Below are 20,507 nucleotides of genomic sequence, written 5' to 3' on the forward strand. Positions count from 1 at the left end.
CAGCATGACTCAGACTCACGAAGACACGCCATTCGAAGGCTTCGAACTGTCGCCGCAACAGGCGCACCTGTGGCGCCTGCAACAAACTCGTCTGGCTCCGTCAGCGCAGCGGGCCACGCTGCGCATTCGCAGCGAACAACCACTGGACAGCTCACGGCTGAAAACCAGTTTGCTGGCGTTGATGCAGCGCCACGAAATTCTGCGTACCCGTTATCAACAACTGCCGGGCCTGTCGTTGCCGATGCAGGTGATCGACGATTCGATTGATGATTGGCAGGCGCTGGGCATAGAACTGCACGTGGACACCCAGTCAGCGACCTTGCACCTGCCGGCCTTGCATCTGGACAGCACCAGCCTGGGCTACCTCAGCGAAGAATGGGCGCGGGGCTATTTGCAAGCAGCGCCTCAAGAGCCGCCGCTGCAATACGCCGACTATGCTGCCTGGCGTCTGGAGTCGGTGGACGATCAGGGCCGGCAGTTCTGGGATGAGCAGTTCAACGCGGTGGTCGCAGACGTGCCGTTGCCTTGGCAGCGCCAAAACTCGGCGCCCACCGGGCTGATCAACCCTGGCCGTTTGCAACTGAGTCTCGACGACTCGAGCCTGCATCGCCTCGATCAGCAGGCGGCCAGTCTCGGCGTCAGTGCAGGGACGGTCGTGCTCGCCGCTTGGTTAACCTTGTGGCAGCGCTATAGCGAAGCCGAGCGCCTGACGCTGGCCTATGAGAACCAGGCGCGCCCGGAAGTGTTGGGCGATGCCCTCGGCCTTTTTTCCGAACCGTTGCCGCTGACACTCGACACCGCACCCGAGCTATCGTTTGCCGCGTCGTGCCAGCAACTGACCGAGCGCGTCGGCCTGCTCAATGATGCCCGGGACAGCTACCCGAGCCACTTGAGCAACGTACCGTCGCTGTCCGGCGTGGGTTTTCGCGAACTCGCGGTCGTGCCGCACAGCGCCCTGAATGATGCCGGTTGGCAGATCGAACAGGCCGACAGCGTCACCGACGGTTGTGCGCTGTTGTTGCAGTATCAGCCGCGTACGGCCAGTGGTTTGTCGCTTCATTTTGACGCTGCGCTCTACACGCCAGCCCATGTCGAGCTCCTCGCCGAGCAATTGCTGAGCGTGATCGAGCACAGCCTGCGTGAACCGTCCGCCAGCCTGAGCCGGCTGTCGACCTGCAGCGCGGCCGAGCAACAACGCGTGACCGGCGCACTGGCCACTTCGCCGCCCCTCAGCCCGGCGCAAGAACAACTTTATGCCGCCACCTTCGCCCTGCCCAACCTGGCCGCCTGCTTCGCTCAGGGCTCGGCCACTAACGCCCAACGCCCGGCAGTCACCGGGCCGAGCGGCACCTTGAGCTACGCCGAGCTGGATCAGCGCGTCAGCGCCCTCACCCAGCAACTGCTCGCCCAAGGCCTGGAACCCGGAGCGCGGATCGCACACTTTCTGCCGCGCGACATCGGTGCGGTGGTGGCGCTGGTGGCGATTCTGCGCGCCGGTGCCTGTTATGTGCCGATCGATCCGGCGTATCCCGCCGAGCGCATCGAACATATTTTGCGCGACAGCCAGGCACGCCTGGTGCTGACCCACCACTCCCGTGTGCAAGACCTGCCAGCAGACTGGCAACCGAGCGCACTGGCGATTGATCAAGCGATGCCGACAGTGCCGTTACGGGACGAGCCGACAGTCTCACGGGATCAACCGGCCTACCTGATTTATACCTCTGGCAGCACCGGCCAACCCAAGGGCGTGATCATCAGCCATGCCAACGCCCTGCATTCGCTGGCGGCTCGGCTGACGGGGTATCCGCATCCGGTGGAACGCTTCCTGCTGCTGTCGTCGTTCGCCTTCGACAGTTCCATCGCCGGGCTGTTCTGGAGCCTGGCCCAGGGCGGTTGCCTGCACCTGGCCAGCGAAACCGAACAGAAAGACCCGCTACAACTGGCCCGATTGATCCGCAGCCACGGCGTGTCGCACCTGCTGGCCCTGCCTTCGTTGTACGCGTTGATACTGGACGAATTGGGCGATGCCCCGAGTCCGCTGAACACTACGATCGTCGCCGGAGAAAGCTGCCCACCAGCGCTGGTCGACAGCCACTATCGCCGCCAACCCGGTGCACAGCTGTACAACGAATACGGTCCGACGGAGGCGTCGGTGTGGAGTACCGTCGCGCTCTGCCAGCCCGATCAAGACGCGGCGACTGTGCCCATCGGCCGCGCCATTGCCCACACTCGGGTGTACTTGCTCGACAGCGACGGCGCCCCTGTGACCCGAGGGATCAAGGGTGAAATCCACATTGCCGGACCCGGCTTGTCCGAAGGTTATCTGGGCCTGCCGCAGATGACCGCCGAGAAATTCATCCGGGCCGGTCATCCATCCCTCGACGGTCAGCGTCTGTATCGCAGCGGCGATTTCGCCTGGCAGGATCTGGACGGACAACTGCGGTTCCTCGGGCGCACCGACTCGCAGATCAAACTGCGCGGTTACCGTATCGAGCTGGGCGAAATCGAAACCGCGCTGTGCAACGTCAGCAGCGCCAAACTGGCGGTGGTGTTGCTGGACACCACCCAGGCCGAGCCGAGCTTGCGTGCTTTCATCGAATCGACCACTCAACTTCAGGCCAGTGCCGTGCGCGAATCCCTGGCGGCGCTGTTGCCGGCGCACATGATTCCCGCCGACATTCAGTGGCTGGCGCAACTGCCGCGCACCGCCAATGGCAAGGTCAACCATCGTGCCTTGCTGGCCCGTGCGCCAAACCGCAGCCTCGCGGCTTACGCAGCGCCCGAAGGACATGTCGAACAGGTGCTCGCGGCGGTGTGGCAAGAGCTGCTGGAGGCCGAAGTGATCGGTCGCCACGACGACTTTTTCGCCCTCGGCGGCCATTCGTTGCTGGTGGTGCGCATGACCGCCAGGTTGCGCGCCACGCTCGGCATTGAAGTGCCGGTCAACGTGATCTTCCAGCACCCGACGTTGATCGGGCTTGCCGGACAGATTACCCAGCCCGACGACCATACGACGGTCATTACCTTGCAGGCCGGCGAAGCAGGACAGCCAGCGCTGTTTTGCCTGCACCAGCCTGCGGGCGGGGTTCATCACTATGTGCCGATGGTCGCCGGATTGCCGAAGGACAGGCCGGTGTATGGCATTGCGCTGCCCGAATCGCTGCGCAACCAGGACCTCGTTGCATTGGCCAGCGAATACTTGCCACAGATCCGCCAGATTCAGGCTCAGGGTCCGTATCGCCTGGGCGGTTGGTCCATGGGCGGATTGCTCGCGCTGGAGCTGACCCGGCAACTGGAGGCGCAAGGGCAAACGGTTGAGTGGTTGGGATTGTTCGATAGCACCTTCCACGCCGAGGACGAATCGCTGGCGTGGGATGCGCTATACACCATCGTGCAACAAGAGCTGAGCAGCGACGGTCGCCAACGACTGACCGCACTCGCCCCGGAACGTTTGACGGAACTGCGCACAGCCACTGCTGAGCTGGGTCGCGTGGATCAATTGCGTTTCGCTCTGCTGCAATGGTCGAGCGCCAACAGCCTGAGCCTCAATGCACCGCTGGCGTACGTCGAGAAAACCTTGAAGGTGATGGCCGACGCGCGCCGTTGGGTCAACGGCTATTCAGTGCCCACCGTGCGTGCCACCCTGCATCTGTGGTGGGCCGAACAGACCCTCGTCGAGCGCCCGACCCTGCCGGCGCAGTGGGACGCGATCAGCCAACGAACCTGTCATCATCAGGTCGCCGCCGATCACGACACGATCCTCGGGCAATCCACCTTCCATGAACAACTCAACAAGTCGCTGGCCGTGGCCTCGACGGAAACCGTCGCATGAACCTGATTCTTTATCTCTACCGCCAATCGGCACGCCTGCTGGCACTAGCCTCGATCACCGGCGCACTGGGCGGTCTGGCCAGTGCGGGGCTGGTGATCCTGATCAACCGCGGGCTGGCCAACCCGCAGCAATTGCCGGAACTGGCCCTGGGTTTTTTCGGGCTGTGTGCCGGCATGCTGGTGAGCAAACTTTGCTCGGAGTTGTCGCTGCTGCACCTGACCCAAAGCGCGATTTTCCAGATGCGCATCGACTTGTCGCGCAAGCTACTCGCGACCCCGCTCAAACGCCTGCAAGGCATGGGCAAACACCGTTTGCTGGTGATCCTCACCGAAGACGTGCACACCTTTACGGCGGCGTTCGAGTGGGTGCCGCTGCTGTTCGTCAACGCTGTGGTGACCCTGGCGTGCTTTGCCTATCTGGCCTGGCTGTCGTGGTCGTTGCTGGCGATTCTGGCGTTGTTTTTGCTGGTCGGTCTGGTGGCGTTTCACTTGGCCGAACGCGGGCCGCTGAGCCATCTGGAACGGGTGCGGCAACAAAAGGATGTGCTCTACCAGCACTTTCGCAGCCTGATCGAAGGCAGCAAGGAATTGCAGCTGAACAACGCCCGTGGCGAAGCCTTCGTCGAGCGGGTCATCCGTCCGGGCGCCAATGAGTTTCGCGTGCGGTTCCTGCGCGGCATGGCCGGGTATTCGGTGGTGGCCAACCTCGGCACGCTGCTGTTCTACCTCAACCTTGGCGTGCTGCTGTTTGTCGTGCCGTTCTGGCTGCCGCAACCGATCACCGTGCTGACCAGTTTCACCGTGACGTTGCTGTATCTGGTGCGGCCGATATCCGACCTGATGATCGCCCTGCCCTCGTTGCGTCAGGCCAGTATCGCGCTGAACCGCATTCGCCAACTGGATGCCGAGTTGAGCACCGAAGCCCAGGTGGCCGCACCGGTCGGTAACGTATTCGCCAGTGAAGGTCCGATGCGCCTGTTGCTCAACGGTGTATGCCACCGCTATCCCGGCGAACACGAGGATCATCCCTTCATGCTCGGGCCGGTGGACCTGGCGCTTGAACAGGGCGAACTGGTGTTTGTGGTGGGTGGCAACGGCAGTGGCAAGACCACGCTGTCAATGCTGATGCTTGGGCTTTATGCACCGGAAACCGGCTGTGTAATGCTGAACGGCGTGGAAGTGGACGACGACAACCGCGAGCAATACCGTCAGCACTTTGCCGCCGTGTTCGCCGACTTCCATCTATTCGAACATCTGCTGGGCGAGGACGGCCCGGACGCCGAACACCGCACCGCCGAGGCTACCCGTTATGTGAAAGCCCTGGGGCTGGGGCATAAAGTCAGCATCGTCGACGACCGCTTTTCTACCGTGGAGCTGTCCACGGGTCAACGCAAGCGACTGGCGCTGGTATCGGCCTATCTGGACGACAAGCCATTTTATCTGTTCGATGAATGGGCCGCCGACCAGGATCCGACCTTCAAGCGCGTGTTCTATATGGAGCTGTTGCCGGAACTAAAGGCCCGGGGCAAAACCGTGATCGTGATCACCCACGACGACGCTTATTTCCAACAGGCCGACCGGGTACTGAAAGTCGAGAACGGCCGTCTGACCCAGGTCGAAGCCCATGCGGCTTATGCCTGATGAGGCGCTGTGATGCCAGCGCCCGGCACCAGCGGACAGTTGTCGCAGTACGGGCGCGCATCACCGAGTTGGTGGTGCAAGCAGCACACCTTGCGCATCAGCAACGGGACGCCGCTCGGGCCGGGGGCCAGTTGCAGGAAGCCGTACAGCGGATTGCGCGTGCCATCGGCCCAGTGCCGCTCCCGGAACAGATGATCGCGCCATTGCGGCGCGTGCGGCATCTGGAAGTAATCGAGCGCGACATCGATGGCGGCCGCCACGTTGTTCCACAGCAAGCGCTGGGCTACCCGCCCGGCGCTGGCCAGTGCCTGCACGAGAGGCGCCATGTCGTCAGTCAGCAGTTGTTGCGCGAAGCCCAACGGGTCGTTCAACGGCAGTACTTCGCCGGCGGCAAACACCTGAGCCACGGGCATGCCGTTTTCCAGCGCCACATGGGGATCACGCACGCTACAACGCAGATTTTGCGCAGCGGCGGCCAACGGCAAGGCCAGCGTCACGCAGATCAAATCCATCGACCACTGCGACACCAGCGCGGCCCGAGGCGCAGCGGGATAGTAGTGGGCGTAAAGGCCCAACAATTCAGTGCAGGTTTGCGGATCGCGAAACTCAATCAACCCACGACCTTCAACGTGGCTGCTCAATCGGCATGTGCTGCGCAGAAAGGCGCCTTCGAAACGAAACAACTGATCGAGCAGGGCTTCGTCGAGCATTCGGGCGGTGGCTTGAAGAGACGTCATGAGGCTTCGTAACTGAGTTTGAGAACTGTTAACCTACCACGTTTTTTGAATTCCGAAGACTCAACACGGCGGGTCACCCCCCGAGTTTGCCAGGCAGGACGCTCTGATGTTCATCCATGATATGAAGTTACTGGCCGCGCCTTACTGGTCGGCTGAAGGTCGTCGTCGCGCGTGGCTGACTCTCGCCCTGGCCATGCTGGCGGTGGCCGGGATCATTGCGATCCAGGTGCGCTGGAACGAGTGGAGCCTGGGCTTTTACAACTCGTTGCAAAGCCTGGATGCCGCCGCGTTCGGTTATCACGTCGTGGAGTTGCTGGTGCTGGACGTCGCCTTCATCGCCTGCACCATGGCCAAATTCCAGGTTCAACAACGACTGCTGATCAACTGGCGAGAAAAACTCACCCAGGCCTTTCTCGCCAAGTGGCTCGACAACCAGCGCTACTACCGCAGCCGTTTTCACAGCGTGACCTACGACAACCCCGATCAGCGCATTGCCGAGGACTGCAAGATCTTCGTCGAGCAGACCCTGGACCTGGGCCTGAACCTGCTTCAGGCGATCATTCTGGTGGTGCTGTTCAGCATGATCATGTGGCGCATTTCCGGCACCCTGGAATTCGAAGTCGCCGGGCATGCCGTCGCCATCCCCGGCTATATGTTGTGGCTCGCCTTGATCTACGCCGTGATCGGCAGCGGCATCGCGCACTGGATCGGCAGACCGCTGATCGGGCTCAATTTCCTGCAACAACGTCGTGAGGCGGATTTTCGTTTCGGCCTGACGCGTCTGCGTGAAGACGCCGAAAATGTCGCCCTTTCCCGTGGTCAGGGTTGGGAAAGCAAGCAGTTATTGGGACAACTGGGACTGCTGCTGAGCAACTACGGCAAGCTGGTTCGCTCGAAAAAACACCTGCTGGGCATCAATGCAGCGTATGAGCGATTCGCCTTTACCTTGCCGCTGTTGCTGGTGTCACCGCGCTTCTTCTCGCGGGAGATTCAACTGGGGCAACTGACCCAGATCGCTTCGGCTTTTGGCGAAATACAGGCCTCGCTGTCGTTTCTGATTCACAGCTACCCGCAAATCGCCGAATGGCGCGCGACCAAGGCGCGCCTGTGCAGTTTCTGGCGTGAACTCGACGCACTGCCCGCCCCGGTCGACCCCGTTACCCGTCGTACAGCCGGCCTGCGGTTGCATGACTTTGCACCGTTGAATGAGCACGGTTTACCGCTGTTCGAAACGCTGACGCTGACACTGGCACCCGGCGAACGGCTGCTGCTGCGTGGCCCTTCCGGCGTGGGCAAGACCACCCTGCTGCGCTCACTGGCGGGATTGTGGCCACGGCACCAGGGTCGCGCCGAACTGGACCGCGATGGCCTGCTCATTCTGCCGCAGCGGCCTTATCTACCCAGTGGTTCCCTGTATGAACTCTTGCATCAACAGGGCGAGGCCAGCGCAATCGACATTGATGAAACGCACCTGGAAGAAGTACTCAAACTGGCAGAGTTGCAGCATCTGCCGTTGCACGGCACCGATGACTGGAGCCGGCGCCTGAGCCCCGGCGAGCAACAGCGTCTGGCCATGGCCCGCGCATTATTGATTCGGCCACCGTTGCTGTTCCTCGATGAAGCCACATCGGGCCTGGACGACGATGCCGAGCGACGATTGTACGAAGCGCTGGCGGCCACCAATATCACGCTGGTCAGCATCGGCCATCGTGAAAGCCTCACTGCCTACCACACCCGCGTGATTGACGTAGTGCCCACTGCTTCATCCGCCGCATCCAAACTAATCCCCGCCACCACTTTGGAATTCTGAGGTCGCCGGTGCTGGTCATCCAGATGGAGGGCCGATTTCCTGCCCTCCGAGTGAGTTACGCGCACGCCTGGCTCACCGGTCAGGTGGAGGCTGTTTTCCAGGCTGAGATTTCCGTCATGCCCTGCAATGAGTACAGAGGGCCATCAACTCACTTCAGACCTTCATCGCTGCCATCAGGGCGTTACCGCCCCGAAGGTTCAACACCCGTTTGAAGTTGTAGGCGAGCAGTGGCGTTAGCGCAGCTGGTCGATGTTCTCGTCGATTCGGCCTTGAATGGTATCCAGGGTGTCCTGGGTGATCGCGCGTGGGTACATGTTCTCGGCGATGGTCGCAAACTGGCTAGCGACGCGGCAAATCCTGTCAATGATGCCGCCAGCAGTCTCCACTGAGACCTCCGCTTCGTCTGCAAGTCTGAGCATCGCGTCTCGGTCAATCTCCAAGGCCTCGCCCATCACGTCCATCTGGTGATAACCGCCCGGTCCCTCGCAGAAAGTCACGTCGTAGGCCGGCGCCAGCTGCCATGCACCGGACGGCGACATGACGTAGGCGAAGTTTTTGGGGTGGTCATCTCGGTTGTTGAACGCGACATTGAAGATGGCACGCTCGAAGGCGATAGCTTTCTCTCGCACATCGTTGGTGCACATCTGTGTCGCACGCAAGAAGTTGACATAGTCCAAGGACCCCGGTGACTTGTAGTCGGCCCCGGTAAAGGCTGCAAGGCTTTGCATGGGCACGCGCTGACCGTCTATACGATCAAAGCGTTTACTCGCGAAGGCTGCCAGCCCGTTGGGCAGACTGAAGTGCTGCGTGTCCGGGGTCTGGATGCCGCACATGCGCAAGCACTCGGCATAGACCATTTCGATAGCACACACCTCGGGATGTTCTTCTTTTGCCGGGAACTTGATCAGCCAGGCTTCATAGCCCGGCTTGGCGGCGGTGGTAAAGGCTCCAGTTTGAGGATCGCGATAGGCCAACGCCTTTGGCCTGGCACCTTGAGGCGAGCCCCCCACCAGTAGCAACGTCTGCAGGAATTCCCCACCTTCACCATTGAGAACTTCCTGAACCTCAACCACAATCCAGCTCAAGGCGCGTAATTCCCTGAATTTGTGTCTTATTTAGGTATTTCCTGCCGTACCCACAATTTATTGGAATTAATACTATTTGTGGGAAGATTCGCCCTGCTGGTAGCACCTTCCCGGCCTCAACGATGAACAGCCGCGGCCGATACACCGCCGTGACCTGATTGAGCAAGTTGTTGAGCGTGGCGGTCTTGCCCGAGCCGGAGGGAGCGAACAGAGTACGGCGTGCAATCGGGGGCAAATGCGGGGGGGCAGTTCTAATAGTTTTTGGCCTGAAGCCATTGATCTAGTGGCCTGTGTGGCTAGTTCTGTTAGTCAACTTCGGCGCCAGCAGCCCATATCCTGCGTTGCTGTTCCTCGCCATAGCGGGCTATGACTCGTCACAGCGCCTTGGCTCTGGGCCGCCGGCATCCGAATTTGAGCTAACGAACTAGCCACACAGGCCACTAGAGCCCTATTAAAATGAGCCATTTCAGCAGTCTTCATCAATCAACCTGGATATAGGTGCGCCCCGATGCCACTCACTACCGATCAGCTCGATGAGTACCTGAATTTCGCCGGGCAACTGGCGCAAGCTGCTGCCGCGGCCATTGAGCCCTACTTCCGCACGGCAATCGAAGTACAGGACAAAGGTGGCCGGTTGTTCGACCCCGTCACCGTGGCCGACAAGGCGGCCGAGCAGGCCATGCGTGAACTGATCCGCAACCGCTACCCCACGCATGGAATCCTCGGTGAAGAGGAAGGTGTCTACGTTGGAGAAAGCGAACTGACCTGGGTCCTGGACCCGATTGACGGCACACGGGCCTTCGTCACCGGGCTGCCCCTGTGGGGCACGCTGATCGCACTCAACGATGGCCAGCGCCCGGTATTAGGGGTGATGAATCAGCCGTTCACCGGTGAGCGGTACATCGGCAGCGCACAAGGTGCCTGGCGCAATGGCACAGCGTTGAAAACCCGCGCCTGCTCCCAGCTCACATCCGCGCGGCTGATGTGCACGACACCCGATATGTTCGACACAATCGAACGAAAAAACGCCTTTGAACAGGTGGCCAGCCAGGCGCAGCTGGTCCGTTTTGGCGGTGACTGTTACGCCTACTGCATGCTGGCCTCCGGCTTCGTCGATGTGATCGTCGAGGCCGCACTGCAGCCCTATGACGTACAGGCATTGATCCCGATCATCGAGGCCGCGGGTGGCCGTATGACGGCCTGGGATGGAAGTACCGCGCAAAACGGCGGCACCGTCGTGGCCTGCGGAGATCCCGCGCTGCATGCCCGGCTGATTGAGCTGCTACAGCATGCCGGCTAAGTGAAAAGCAGGTCCGCCCGGGGCGTTTCCGCTTCACGCAGACGAGGCACAGCCATCATCGCCTGGCGAATGGAGGTAAAAGCGCCCTCCAGCACCCGATAACGCGAGTCGGCCGCGGCCACCTTTTCCCGTCTGATGGCGGTGTTCAAAGAAATTCCTTTCGGATGTCGATACTCGACCGTTCGCCAATATTCCGGTAGTTCTCCGTGAGCCACGCCTCGGCCTCGCATCGTCCGTTGTCGCGCAGTCCGCAAAGGAAGTCCCAGCCCGCGTTGTACTTGCTGGACACGCTGAGCGCGCACATTGCCTCGTCGGACCGAATGGAGTGGATCAGCATCTCTTTCATCTCGTCGCGATCGACCTTGCCTTGCTGGATGAGGTCGGTGACAAAGGCGATGGTGCGCATCTCACGCATCAGCGACGAGTTGAAGCTGATTTCATTGATGCGATTGAGAATGTCGACAGCTGTAATGGGCACGCCCGGGCGGACGAGCGGGTTGATGTGGACGATCACTACATCGCGCGTATTGCAGTGGTAGATCAACGGGAAAATGGCCGGGTTTCCCATATAACCGCCATCCCAGTAGTGCTGGCCGTCGATCGTGATCGCCTGGAACAATGTCGGCACACAGGCCGAAGCTAGCACTGCCTCGGCGCAGACGTCCTCGCCCGAGAAGATGCGTATCTTCCCCGTCTCGACATTGGTCGCGCACAGATAGAGGTGGAGCGGGCATTGCTTTCGCAAGGCGGCGAAATCGATCTGACTCTCCAGCACCTCCCGCAGCGGATTCAAGTTGTGGCGATTGAACTGGTAAGGCGAGAAGATACGAAGCGCCATGTCCGCGAACGCATACATGGGCGAATGGTCCAGTCCGAAGCTGTGGGTCCCTTTCAGCCATGGCATCCAGCGCAACGGGTTATGACGCTCGGCGGATTGCGCCACGGCGTACCAGAAATCGTGCAGCGCCTGGCGTGCGCCGGCCTCGTCACCCTGCAGCATGCCATAGGCCAGCACGACGGCATTCATCGCGCCGGCACTGGTTGCGCTCACCCCTTCAATGGCCAGCCTGCCGTCCTCGAGCAACCGATCGAGCACGCCCCAGGTGAACGCACCGTGCATCCCGCCGCCCTGCAAAGCCAGCGCGACCGGCTTACGCTCGTCACCGCCCCGAGGCTTTGCGTTCTTCGTGGTCATTCTTGATCTCCTCGTCGGTGCTGAGTCGAATCGAGAACTTGTTGCGGCGCCTCTCCTCGTCACGCGCTCGCCGACGACACGCCGATGCTCCATTGCGCGCCATGCGTCATCGATCGTTCACCCCCCGTTTGGTGTTGATGCATCGAGCAGCGCCTTGGCTTGTAGCAAATCAACGCTGTCAAAGCCTTCGGTGAAGAAGCTATAGATGTCGGCCAGCATCTGCCTGGCCGCCTCCTTGTCTCGTGTTTCCCATAGCTGAGCAAGGCTCACTGTGGCTCGTAGCTCGAGTGACTTTGCCCCTTGTAGTCGAGCGATCGAGATCGCCTTTTGAAAGCATGCTTGCGCTTGCTGCTGCACGGAAGAATCCTGTCCGTCTTCGCCCGGACATTGGAGGGTAAGAACTCCCTTGAGCCGGTACAGTTCTGCTTCGTAAAAGTGCTCACCTGTTCGGTTCACCATCGCCAGAGCGTCGGTCACGGCATCCAGTCCAGCCTGCGGTTGCCCGGCGCGTCCGTGAGCTGTGGCCAGCAGGGCCAGAAAATAAGAACATCCAAGCTCTGCTCCGGCTGCCTGGTAAGTGGCGATACTCTGGGTTATCTGAGCGATTCCTTCGTCAATGTTTCCCTGCTCGGCGCGAGCCCAACCCTGGAGAATATTTCCCCACGCCAAATAAAACGGAAACCCTTGTTCGAGTGAAAGCTTGATGGCGGCATCAGCACACTCTTCGGCGAGTCGTACGTCGTGCCGAAACTGTCCCAGTATCGACGTAGCAGACAGGGTGAAGGCCAGGCTGAACGGGTCGCAAATCTTGTTGGCCAGAGCAAGGGCATCCCGGCTGCGCGTGCTTGCCTGATCGGGGAAACCCAAGTACCAAAGGCACCAGGCCGAAAATGTCAGGGTGTAGCCCGGATCCATGCCGTACGTAATGGCATATGTGTGATGACGGTCCGGGTTGTAGAGGTCACGCGCCCGCTCCAGGTGTTCAAGGGCATTGCGCAGATCACCCTGGAAAAGCAAGGTCGCCCCGAGTGCGGCATGGGCTCCCACGAGCAAGTCCGGATTCTGCGCAGTTTGCGCAACACTGAGCAATCGCTCACCCAGTTCGCATGCAGTTGAGTATTGCGCACGCAACTCGTAGTACATCCGCAACCCCAGCAGCGCAGGGAAAAGCGCGTCGTCGCCTACTTGCGCACATAGCGCCAGTGCACGGGTGTAGGTGGCCTCCACCTCGGGCGCACCATAGCCGCGCACGGCCATCAAGGCCGGCCCCAGGCAGAGCAGCAACGTCAATTCCTGATGAGCACGCGCGGGCGTGTCTGGCAAATGCTCGAGCAATTCCAGCGCCGCACCGAGGTGACGCATCGCATCGAGATGGGCGCAATGCTGGAGGGCCTGTTGCCCGGTACGCTGCAGGTATTCCACGGCCTTCGGAACATTGCCGCTCAGCCTGTAGTGGTGCGCCAGTTCGCTGCTGTAATCCGCGATGCGGGCGGGGAACAGTGCCTCAATGGCCTGCGCCGTGCGTTCGTGCAGTGCGCTACGCCGCTCCGTGAGTAGCGAGTGGCCCGCGACCTCCTGGGTCAGCGCATGCTTGAACGAATACTCCACCTCCGGAAATGCGGGCCGCTGGTAAATGAACTCCGCGGCCTCCAGTCGGGCCAGCAGATCGCGCAAATCGTCGTCCATCCGCGCGCCCTCACAGATGCGCTGGATCAGACTGAACGCAAACTCCTTGCCGATGACGGCGAGCGTCTGCAGCAATTCCTTCTGCGCAACGGGGAGCCGGTCGATACGGGCGGCGAGCACACCCTGCACGGTGGTGGGAATATGCAGCGCAGCCGGAGTTTGCTCGATCCGGTAACGGCCGGGTTCGCCGAGCAGCGATTTCTCCTCGACCAGCGTTTGCACCACTTCCTCCATGAAGAAAGGGTTGCCCTCGGTCTTCTCCAGGATGAGCTGTTTGAGGGGGACGAGGGTGGGATCGTCCCCAAGCAGGGCCGCGAGCAGTCCCTGGGCTTCGGCCGGGCCCAGCGGTTCGAGCCGCAGCAGGCTGCAATGACCCGCGTGCGTCCACGCAGGCTGATACTCGGGCCGATAGTTCACCAGGAGCAGGATCGGAGCACTCGCCACGCGGTCGATGAGGCACGCGAGGAATGCTTCGGTCTCGCGGTCCAGCCATTGCAGGTCCTCGAACAGCAGTTCGATCGGCTGATCGCGACTCTCGCGCGCCAGAAGCTGCGTAATCGCGTCGAACATGCGATCACGCCGGATCTGCGGATCCATTTCCGCGAGCGCCGAACTGCGCTCGCCGATACCCAGCAGATAGAGCAGGTAGGGCACGAGCTCCTCGAAACTGCGCTCGAGCGTCAGGGCCTTGCCCATGACCTTTTCCCGGCACCGCCGTTCGTCGTCCAGGGCAGTGATCTGAAAGTAGTTTTTCAGCAGCTCGATGAGCGGAAAATAGGCAAAGGCCTTGCCGTGCGACACCGAGAATGTCTCCAGCACCAGACAGCCGCGCCGCGAGCGTTCCTTGAACTCATGGAACAGCCGCGACTTCCCGACCCCGGCCTCGCCTACCACCGCGACGACCTGCCCGCGGCCCGCCTTGGCCTGATCGAGCGCCTGATGCAGGTGGTCGAGCTCGACCTGGCGGCCGACGAACCTGGCCAGTCCGCGATGTGCCGCCAGTTGCAGGCGCGTGCGCAGCGCGCCGATACCCTGAACCTCGTACACGACGAGCGGCTCGGGGATGCCTTTGACCTGGGTGGCCCCCAGAGTCCTGAACTCGAAATAGCCCTCTGCCAGCTTGTAGGTGGACTCGCTCACCAGGATCGACGATGGCGCGGCGATTCCCTCCATCCGGGACGCAATGTGGATCGTGTGCCCCACCGGATCGTAATCGGTATGCAAATCGTCCGTGCGGATCGAACGCACGACGACCTCTCCGGTGTGGATGCCGACGCGGATTTGCAGCGGAATGCCTTTCTCCAGACGAATACGGTCGCCATGTCGGTGTATCGCCTCCTGCATACGCAGTGCCGCATACAGCGCCCGCTGCGGATGGTCTTCATGGGCGATGGGTGCGCCGAACAGCGCAAGGATGCCATCACCCAGCGTCTTGGCCACGTAGCCTTCGTAGTAGTGGACGGCTTCCATCATCAACGCGACGACAGGCTCGATCAGGCTCTGGGCCTCTTCCGGATCGAGGTCGTGGATCAGCGCCATGGAGCCGGCCATGTCGGCAAACAGCGCGGTGACGGTCTTGCGTTCACCGGCGGTCTCGCCCCGGGCTTCCATGGCCGCCTGTTCGGCGCGGATGCGCTCGGCAAGGTAATGGGGCGTGTAATGAATGGGCGCTGGAGAAGGCCCTGAAGCAGGCATGGGACGCGGTGATGGCGCGGCAGGCGCATCGGTTAGCGGTGCGCCGCATTCACTGCAGAATTTGGCGCCAAGGCCCGCCTCGTGGCCACAACGCGGACAGCTGCGAAACAGCCTGGTGCCGCACGCTTCACAGAAGCTGGCCCCGGAGGGATTCTCGAATCCGCAGTTTGCGCAGCGCATACGACCTCCTCCCTTGCCTGGTGCCTGCTTCTTAACATTAGGCGCCGAACCCGCTGGCGGCAAGACGCGACCGGATGAGAGTCTCTCCCTTGGTACCTATGCCTCAGGTGACTTGTGAATTCCAACCCTCCCGCCGCATTGAGGCAATGCGTTGCCATGAAGCGGGTCAGACGAGAAACCGGACGCCAGGCATAAATCGCGCACAAACAAAAACGCCACTCTATTGAGTGACGCTTTGGTTAATTCGCAGCGGCAAGCACCGGGATCACCCGCGACGGCTTGACCGATTTAAACGAAAAACTGGAGTAGATCTCTTTGACCGCCGGCAAGGTTTGCAGCACCTCTCGGGCAAACTCGCCGAAGGACTCCAGGTCCTTGGCCACCACTTCCAGCAGGAAATCGTAGCGCCCCGACACGTTGTGGCAGGCGACGATTTCCGGGATTTCCAGCAGGCGCTGTTCGAAGGTTCTGGCCGTGTCCTGGGAGTGGGATTCCATCATCACGCTGACAAACGCGGTGACACCGTAGCCGAGGGCCTTGGGCGAAAGAATCGCCTGGTAGCCGCTAATCACCCCGTTTTCTTCGAGGATCTTGACCCGCCTCCAGCACGGCGAGGTGGTCAGGGCAACGCTGTCGGCCAGTTCGGCGATGGTCAGTCGGGCATTGCCTTGCAGGGCGATGAGTAGGGCTTTGTCGGTACGATCCAGGCCAACAGGCATGTCTTGCCTCTCTATCTTGTTTTTATGGGTATTTATTCCAAATTACCCGTTATTCATGGGCCAGTTTGGAATTTATCGCGTTGAAATTGAGCATAGCATTGTAGGAAATCCGGGAGCGTTCACCATGAACAATAAAAACAATGACCTTGGCTTTTCCACCCGTGCGATCCATCACGGCTACAACCCGCTGGACAACAACGGCGCACTGATTCCGCCGATTTACCTCACTTCCACCTTCGCCTTCGCCACCGCCGAATACGGCGCCGGCTGTTTTGCCGGCGAAGAACGCGGGCATTTTTACACGCGTATTTCCAACCCTACCCTGGCACTGCTGGAGTCGCGCATGGCGACCCTGGAAAACGGCGAAGCGGCGGTGGCCTTCAGCTCCGGCATGGGCGCCATTGCCGCGACCTTCTGGACCCTGCTGCGGCCCGGTGACGAGATCATCGTCAACCGTACCCTGTACGGTTGCACCTTCGCCCTGCTGCACCACGGTATCGGCGAGTTTGGCGTCAAGGTGCGCCATGTCGACATGTCCAACCTGGCCGAACTGCGCGATTCCATCGGCCCTGCCACGCGCATGATCTATTTCGAATCCCCGGCCAACCCGAACATGCAGTTGGTCGACATCACGGCGGTGGCCGAAATCGCCGGTGAACACCGGGATGTCACCCTGGTGGTGGATAACACCTACTGCACCCCCTACCTGCAACGACCGCTGGACATGGGCGCCGACGTGGTGGTGCATTCGGCCACCAAGTACCTCAGCGGCCATGGCGACATCACCGCCGGTATCGTGGTTGCCAGCCAGGTACTGGCGGACCGGATTCGTCTGCAAGGGTTGAAGGATCTGACCGGCGCGGTGATGTCGCCCCAGGACGCCTTTTTGCTGATGCGCGGGCTCAAGACCCTGTCGTTGCGCATGGAACGCCATTGCAGCAACGCCCAGGTGGTTGCCCAATATTTGCAGGACCACCCGGCCGTCGAGTGGGTGACTTACCCCGGCCTGCCCTCCTTCCCCCAATACGAATTGGCGTCCCGGCAGATGAAATTGCCTGGGGGCATGATCGCCTTCGAACTCAAGGGTGGACTGGTCACCGGTAAGCGTTTCATGAACGCCCTGGAGCTGTTCAGCCGCGCGGTCAGCCTGGGGGACGCCGAATCCCTGGCCCAGCACCCGGCGAGCATGACCCATTCCACCTACACCCCTGAAGAGCGCGCTCGCCACGGTATTTCCGAGGGGCTGGTGCGCTTGTCGGTGGGGTTGGAAGACATTGCCGACCTGCTGGCCGACGTCACCCAGGCCCTGGACGCCTGCGCTTAAGGGAGGTTGAACATGGTCACACATAACCCCGTCAACGATGGCGACCTCAGTGCGCAGGACCAGGACCCGCAGGAAACCCGGGAATGGCTCGACGCCCTGGCCTCCACCCTCGCCGCCTGTGGCCCGGAGCGCGCCCGCTACCTGCTCAAGCGCCTGGAGGAATACGCTGGCGAGCACGGCATCAGTCGCGATGCCCAGGCGTTTTCCGCCTACCGCAACACCCTGTCCCTGGAGCAACAGGGCACCTACCCCGGTGATTTGCTGCTGGAAGAGCGCATCACCGGTCTGCTGCGCTGGAACGCCCTGGCCATGGTGGTCCGGGCCAACCATGCCTACGGAGAACTGGGCGGGCATATCGCCAGTTACGCCTCGGCGGCGGAAATCTTCGAGGTGGGCTTCCAGCACTTTTTCCGCGGTGATGGCGACGCGGGACAACGCAACGCCGACCTGGTGTTTTTCCAGCCGCACTCGGCGCCCGGAGTGTACGCCCGGGCCTTTCTCGAAGGTCGCCTGAGCGAAGAGCAACTGGCCAACTACCGCCAGGAAATCAACGGCCCGGGGCTGTGCTCCTACCCCCATCCGTGGCTGATGCCGGACTTCTGGCAGTTCCCCACCGGCTCCATGGGCATCGGTCCCATCAGTGCGGTGTATCAGGCGCGGTTCATGCGCTATTTGCAGCACCGTGGCCTGGTGCAGACCGCCGGGCGTCACGTCTGGGGCGTGTTTGGCGACGGCGAGATGGACGAACCGGAGTCCATCGCCGGCCTGTCCCTGGCGGCCCGGGAGCAGCTGGACAACCTGACCTTTATCGTCAACTGCAACCTGCAACGCCTCGACGGCCCGGTGCGCGGCAACGGCCAGATCATCCAGGAACTCGAAGCGCTGTTCGCCGGTGCCGGCTGGAACGTGATCAAAGTGCTGTGGGGCTCGGAGTGGGATGCGCTGTTCGCCCGCGACACCGACAACGTGCTGCTCAAACGCCTGGCGGCCACCCCGGACGGCCAATTCCAGACCCTCGGTGCCCATGACGGCGCGTATAACCTGGAACACTTCTTCCAGAAGGACCCGCAAGTCCGGCGCCTGGTGAAGCATATGAGCGCCGAAGAGATCAATGGCCTCAAACGCGGGGGGCATGATTTTCGAAAACTGTATGCCGCCTTCGCCGCCGCCAAAGCCTGCAAGGGCCGCCCGACGGTGATCCTGGCGAAAACCAAAAAAGGCTTTGGCATCGGCGCGGCCGGTGAGTCGCGGATGACCGCGCACCAGGCGAAAAAACTCGATGTCGCCGCCCTGCTGACCTTCCGCGACCGCTTCCATTTGCCGCTGTCGGACGAGGACGTGGAGCAACTGCGTTTCTATCGCCCGCCCGAAGACAGCCCGGAAATGCACTACCTGCGCGCGCGTCGCCAGGCCTTGGGCGGGCCACTGCCAGCGCGCAAGAGCCAGGCGCCGAAAATCCCGGTGCCGCCACTGGAAGCCGCCGGCGGTTTTGCCTTGAACAGCGAGGGCAAGGAGATGTCCACCACCATGGCCGCCGTGCGCATGCTCACGGCCTGGCTAAAAGCCCCGCAGCTGGGGCCACGGGTGGTACCCATCGTGGCCGATGAGGCGCGCACCTTTGGCATGGCCAGCCTGTTTCGGCAAATCGGTATTTATTCGCCCCTCGGGCAGTTGTATGAACCGGAAGACTGTGGCTCGATCCTGTCCTATCGCGAATCCCGGGACGGCCAATTGCTCGAAGAAGGCATCACCGAGGCCGGCGCCCTGTCGTCCTGGGTGGCCGCGGCCACCTCCTATTCGGTGCACGGCGAACCGATGCTGCCAGTGTATATCTACTACTCGATGTTTGGTTTCCAGCGGGTCGGCGACTTGATCTGGGCTGCCGCCGATCAGCGCTCCCGGGGCATTTTGCTGGGGGCCACCGCAGGCCGCACCACCCTCGGCGGTGAAGGCTTGCAGCACCAGGACGGTTCCAGCCTGGTGATGGCGTCGATGGTGCCCAACTGCCGCGCCTGGGATCCGTGTTTTGCCGGGGAACTGGCGGTGATCCTCGACCACGCTGCACGACGCCTGCTGGAAGAGCAGTGCGACGAGTTCCACTACGTGGCGGTGATGAACGAAAACTACCCCCAGCCGTCGATCGCTGAAACCCGGCATGCCGATATCCTGCGTGGCCTGTATCGGTATTCGAGCAGCAGCGCCGAGCCGTCGCGGATTCGCCTGCGGCTGGTGGGCTCAGGAACCATCCTGCGGGAGGTGATCGCAGCCAGCGAGATTCTGGCCCGGGACTGGGGCATCGACAGCGAGGTGTTCAGCGCCACCAGCTTCAGCGAACTGGCGCGTCAGGCCCGCGAGGTCGAGCGGGACAATCGGCTGGACGCCAGCGCCCGGCGCAGCAGCCATCTGGACAAATACCTGGGCGGCACGCGGCCAATCATCGCTGCCACCGACTACATCCGCGCCTGGCCCCAACTGATCGCCCAGTACCTCGAAGCGCCCTACACCACCCTGGGCACCGACGGTTTTGGCCGCAGCGATAATCGACAAAACCTCAGGGCATTCTTTGAGGTGGATCAGCACAGCATTGTCATTGCCAGTTTAAAAAGTCTGGTGGACCATGACGGCCTCGACCCCGGCGTACTCGCCGACGCGATCCAGCGCTACAAACCCGCCCCTTCGCGCACCGCGCCCTGGGATCGCTGAATCACCTGCAACACCCTTTGAATCGTTACCCACAGGAGTAGTGTCTAGTGGCCTGTGTGGCTAGTTCTGTTAGTCAACTTCGGCGCCAGCAGCCCATATCCTGCGTTGCTGTTCCTCGCCATAGCGGGCTATGACTCGTCACAGCGCCTTGGCTCTGGGCCGCCGGCATCCGAATTTGAGCTAACGAACTAGCCACACAGGCCACTAGTCCTGAAGATAGGTCAGAAGGTGTAAACCTTATTCAGGACGAGACATACAGAACAACCAGCCACCACTGGCCGCCCTCGACAACCTGCAGCGGTGATTTATATTGGCAGCATTTCTAAAAGCATGGCGCCCTCGCTGCGGGTTGGCTTCGTCACTGCCGAACCGGCAGTGGCCGAAGCTTTGCTGCACTACATTGGTATTAATCGCCTGCAAGCCATGCCGCTACGGGCTTTACAGGAACCTGCGGGAGGAAAACCTGCCAGCGACAGGAACGAGGCGATACCTCGTCTTTTGCATTCCCTGCAATAGTGAATTGTCGTCAAAAAGATTGATAGCCGCCTAACGAAAGCCTCATGCTAGAGGGCTCGTTTCGAACTCATATCATTCCGAATGA

At 61.4% G+C, this 20,507-nt stretch carries 10 protein-coding genes and 2 pseudogenes; 6 read left to right on the forward strand and 6 right to left on the reverse strand.

Annotation, left to right across the window (positions count from 1 at the left end; translation table 11 throughout):
• The first annotated feature begins 4 nt into the window (after window positions 1-4).
• Both AC07VR_RS07285 and AC07VR_RS07290 read left to right on the forward strand, forming a co-directional pair.
• Entirely contained in the window at window positions 5-3,832 is a 3,828-nt protein-coding gene (locus AC07VR_RS07285) for a non-ribosomal peptide synthetase (RefSeq protein WP_495010858.1), read from the forward strand.
• Window positions 3,829-5,472: a cyclic peptide export ABC transporter gene (locus AC07VR_RS07290; RefSeq protein WP_495010859.1), complete on the forward strand. Its 1,644-nt coding sequence runs from the start codon at window positions 3,829-3,831 to the stop codon at window positions 5,470-5,472. The genes AC07VR_RS07285 and AC07VR_RS07290 overlap by 4 nt, the downstream gene beginning before the upstream one ends.
• Here the strand turns inward: AC07VR_RS07290 and fhuF are convergent.
• Window positions 5,463-6,209, reverse strand: coding sequence for a siderophore-iron reductase FhuF (fhuF, locus tag AC07VR_RS07295; protein ID WP_495010860.1), 747 nt, complete (start codon window positions 6,207-6,209; stop codon window positions 5,463-5,465). The two genes, AC07VR_RS07290 and fhuF, sit on opposite strands and share 10 nt — an antisense overlap.
• A 106-nt stretch (window positions 6,210-6,315) precedes the next feature.
• Between fhuF and AC07VR_RS07300 the strand changes: the two genes are divergently transcribed.
• The gene (locus tag AC07VR_RS07300) at window positions 6,316-8,019 is read left to right on the forward strand and encodes an ABC transporter ATP-binding protein/permease (RefSeq protein WP_495010861.1); all 1,704 of its coding nucleotides are present in this window, start codon (window positions 6,316-6,318) and stop codon (window positions 8,017-8,019) included.
• A 233-nt stretch (window positions 8,020-8,252) separates the two neighbouring features.
• On the opposite strand, the pseudogene AC07VR_RS07305 reads toward AC07VR_RS07300, so the two are convergent.
• A pseudogene (locus AC07VR_RS07305) lies at window positions 8,253-9,086 on the reverse strand (type II toxin-antitoxin system HipA family toxin); the annotation flags it as partial.
• Window positions 9,087-9,612: 526 nt separating this feature from the next.
• Here AC07VR_RS07305 and hisN point away from each other — a divergent pair.
• Window positions 9,613-10,404: a histidinol-phosphatase gene (gene hisN / locus AC07VR_RS07310; protein ID WP_495010862.1), complete on the forward strand. Its 792-nt coding sequence runs from the start codon at window positions 9,613-9,615 to the stop codon at window positions 10,402-10,404.
• 29 nt (window positions 10,405-10,433) lie between these two features.
• On the opposite strand, the pseudogene AC07VR_RS07315 reads toward hisN, so the two are convergent.
• The 4 genes and pseudogenes from AC07VR_RS07315 to AC07VR_RS07330 form a co-directional block, all read right to left on the reverse strand.
• Window positions 10,434-10,532, reverse strand: a pseudogene (locus AC07VR_RS07315) (restriction endonuclease); the annotation flags it as partial.
• A gap of 17 nt (window positions 10,533-10,549) precedes the next feature.
• Entirely contained in the window at window positions 10,550-11,599 is a 1,050-nt protein-coding gene (locus AC07VR_RS07320) for a patatin-like phospholipase family protein (protein WP_494994854.1), read from the reverse strand.
• 117 nt (window positions 11,600-11,716) lie between these two features.
• Window positions 11,717-15,160, reverse strand: a complete 3,444-nt coding sequence (locus AC07VR_RS07325) for an adenylate/guanylate cyclase domain-containing protein (RefSeq protein WP_495010863.1) — start codon at window positions 15,158-15,160, stop codon at window positions 11,717-11,719.
• Window positions 15,161-15,399: 239 nt separating this feature from the next.
• Window positions 15,400-15,879, reverse strand: coding sequence for an Lrp/AsnC family transcriptional regulator (locus AC07VR_RS07330; RefSeq protein WP_495010864.1), 480 nt, complete (start codon window positions 15,877-15,879; stop codon window positions 15,400-15,402).
• A gap of 124 nt (window positions 15,880-16,003) precedes the next feature.
• On the opposite strand from AC07VR_RS07330, the gene AC07VR_RS07335 reads away from it, so the two are divergent.
• Window positions 16,004-17,203, forward strand: coding sequence for a methionine gamma-lyase (locus tag AC07VR_RS07335; RefSeq protein ID WP_494994851.1), 1,200 nt, complete (start codon window positions 16,004-16,006; stop codon window positions 17,201-17,203).
• Between the two features lie 12 nt (window positions 17,204-17,215).
• On the forward strand, window positions 17,216-19,906 hold the full coding sequence (gene mdeB / locus AC07VR_RS07340) for an alpha-ketoglutarate dehydrogenase (RefSeq protein WP_495010865.1): 2,691 nt from the start codon (window positions 17,216-17,218) through the stop codon (window positions 19,904-19,906).
• Window positions 19,907-20,507 lie beyond the last annotated feature (601 nt).

Source organism: Pseudomonas sp. GW821-FHT02H09 (assembly GCF_059421425.1).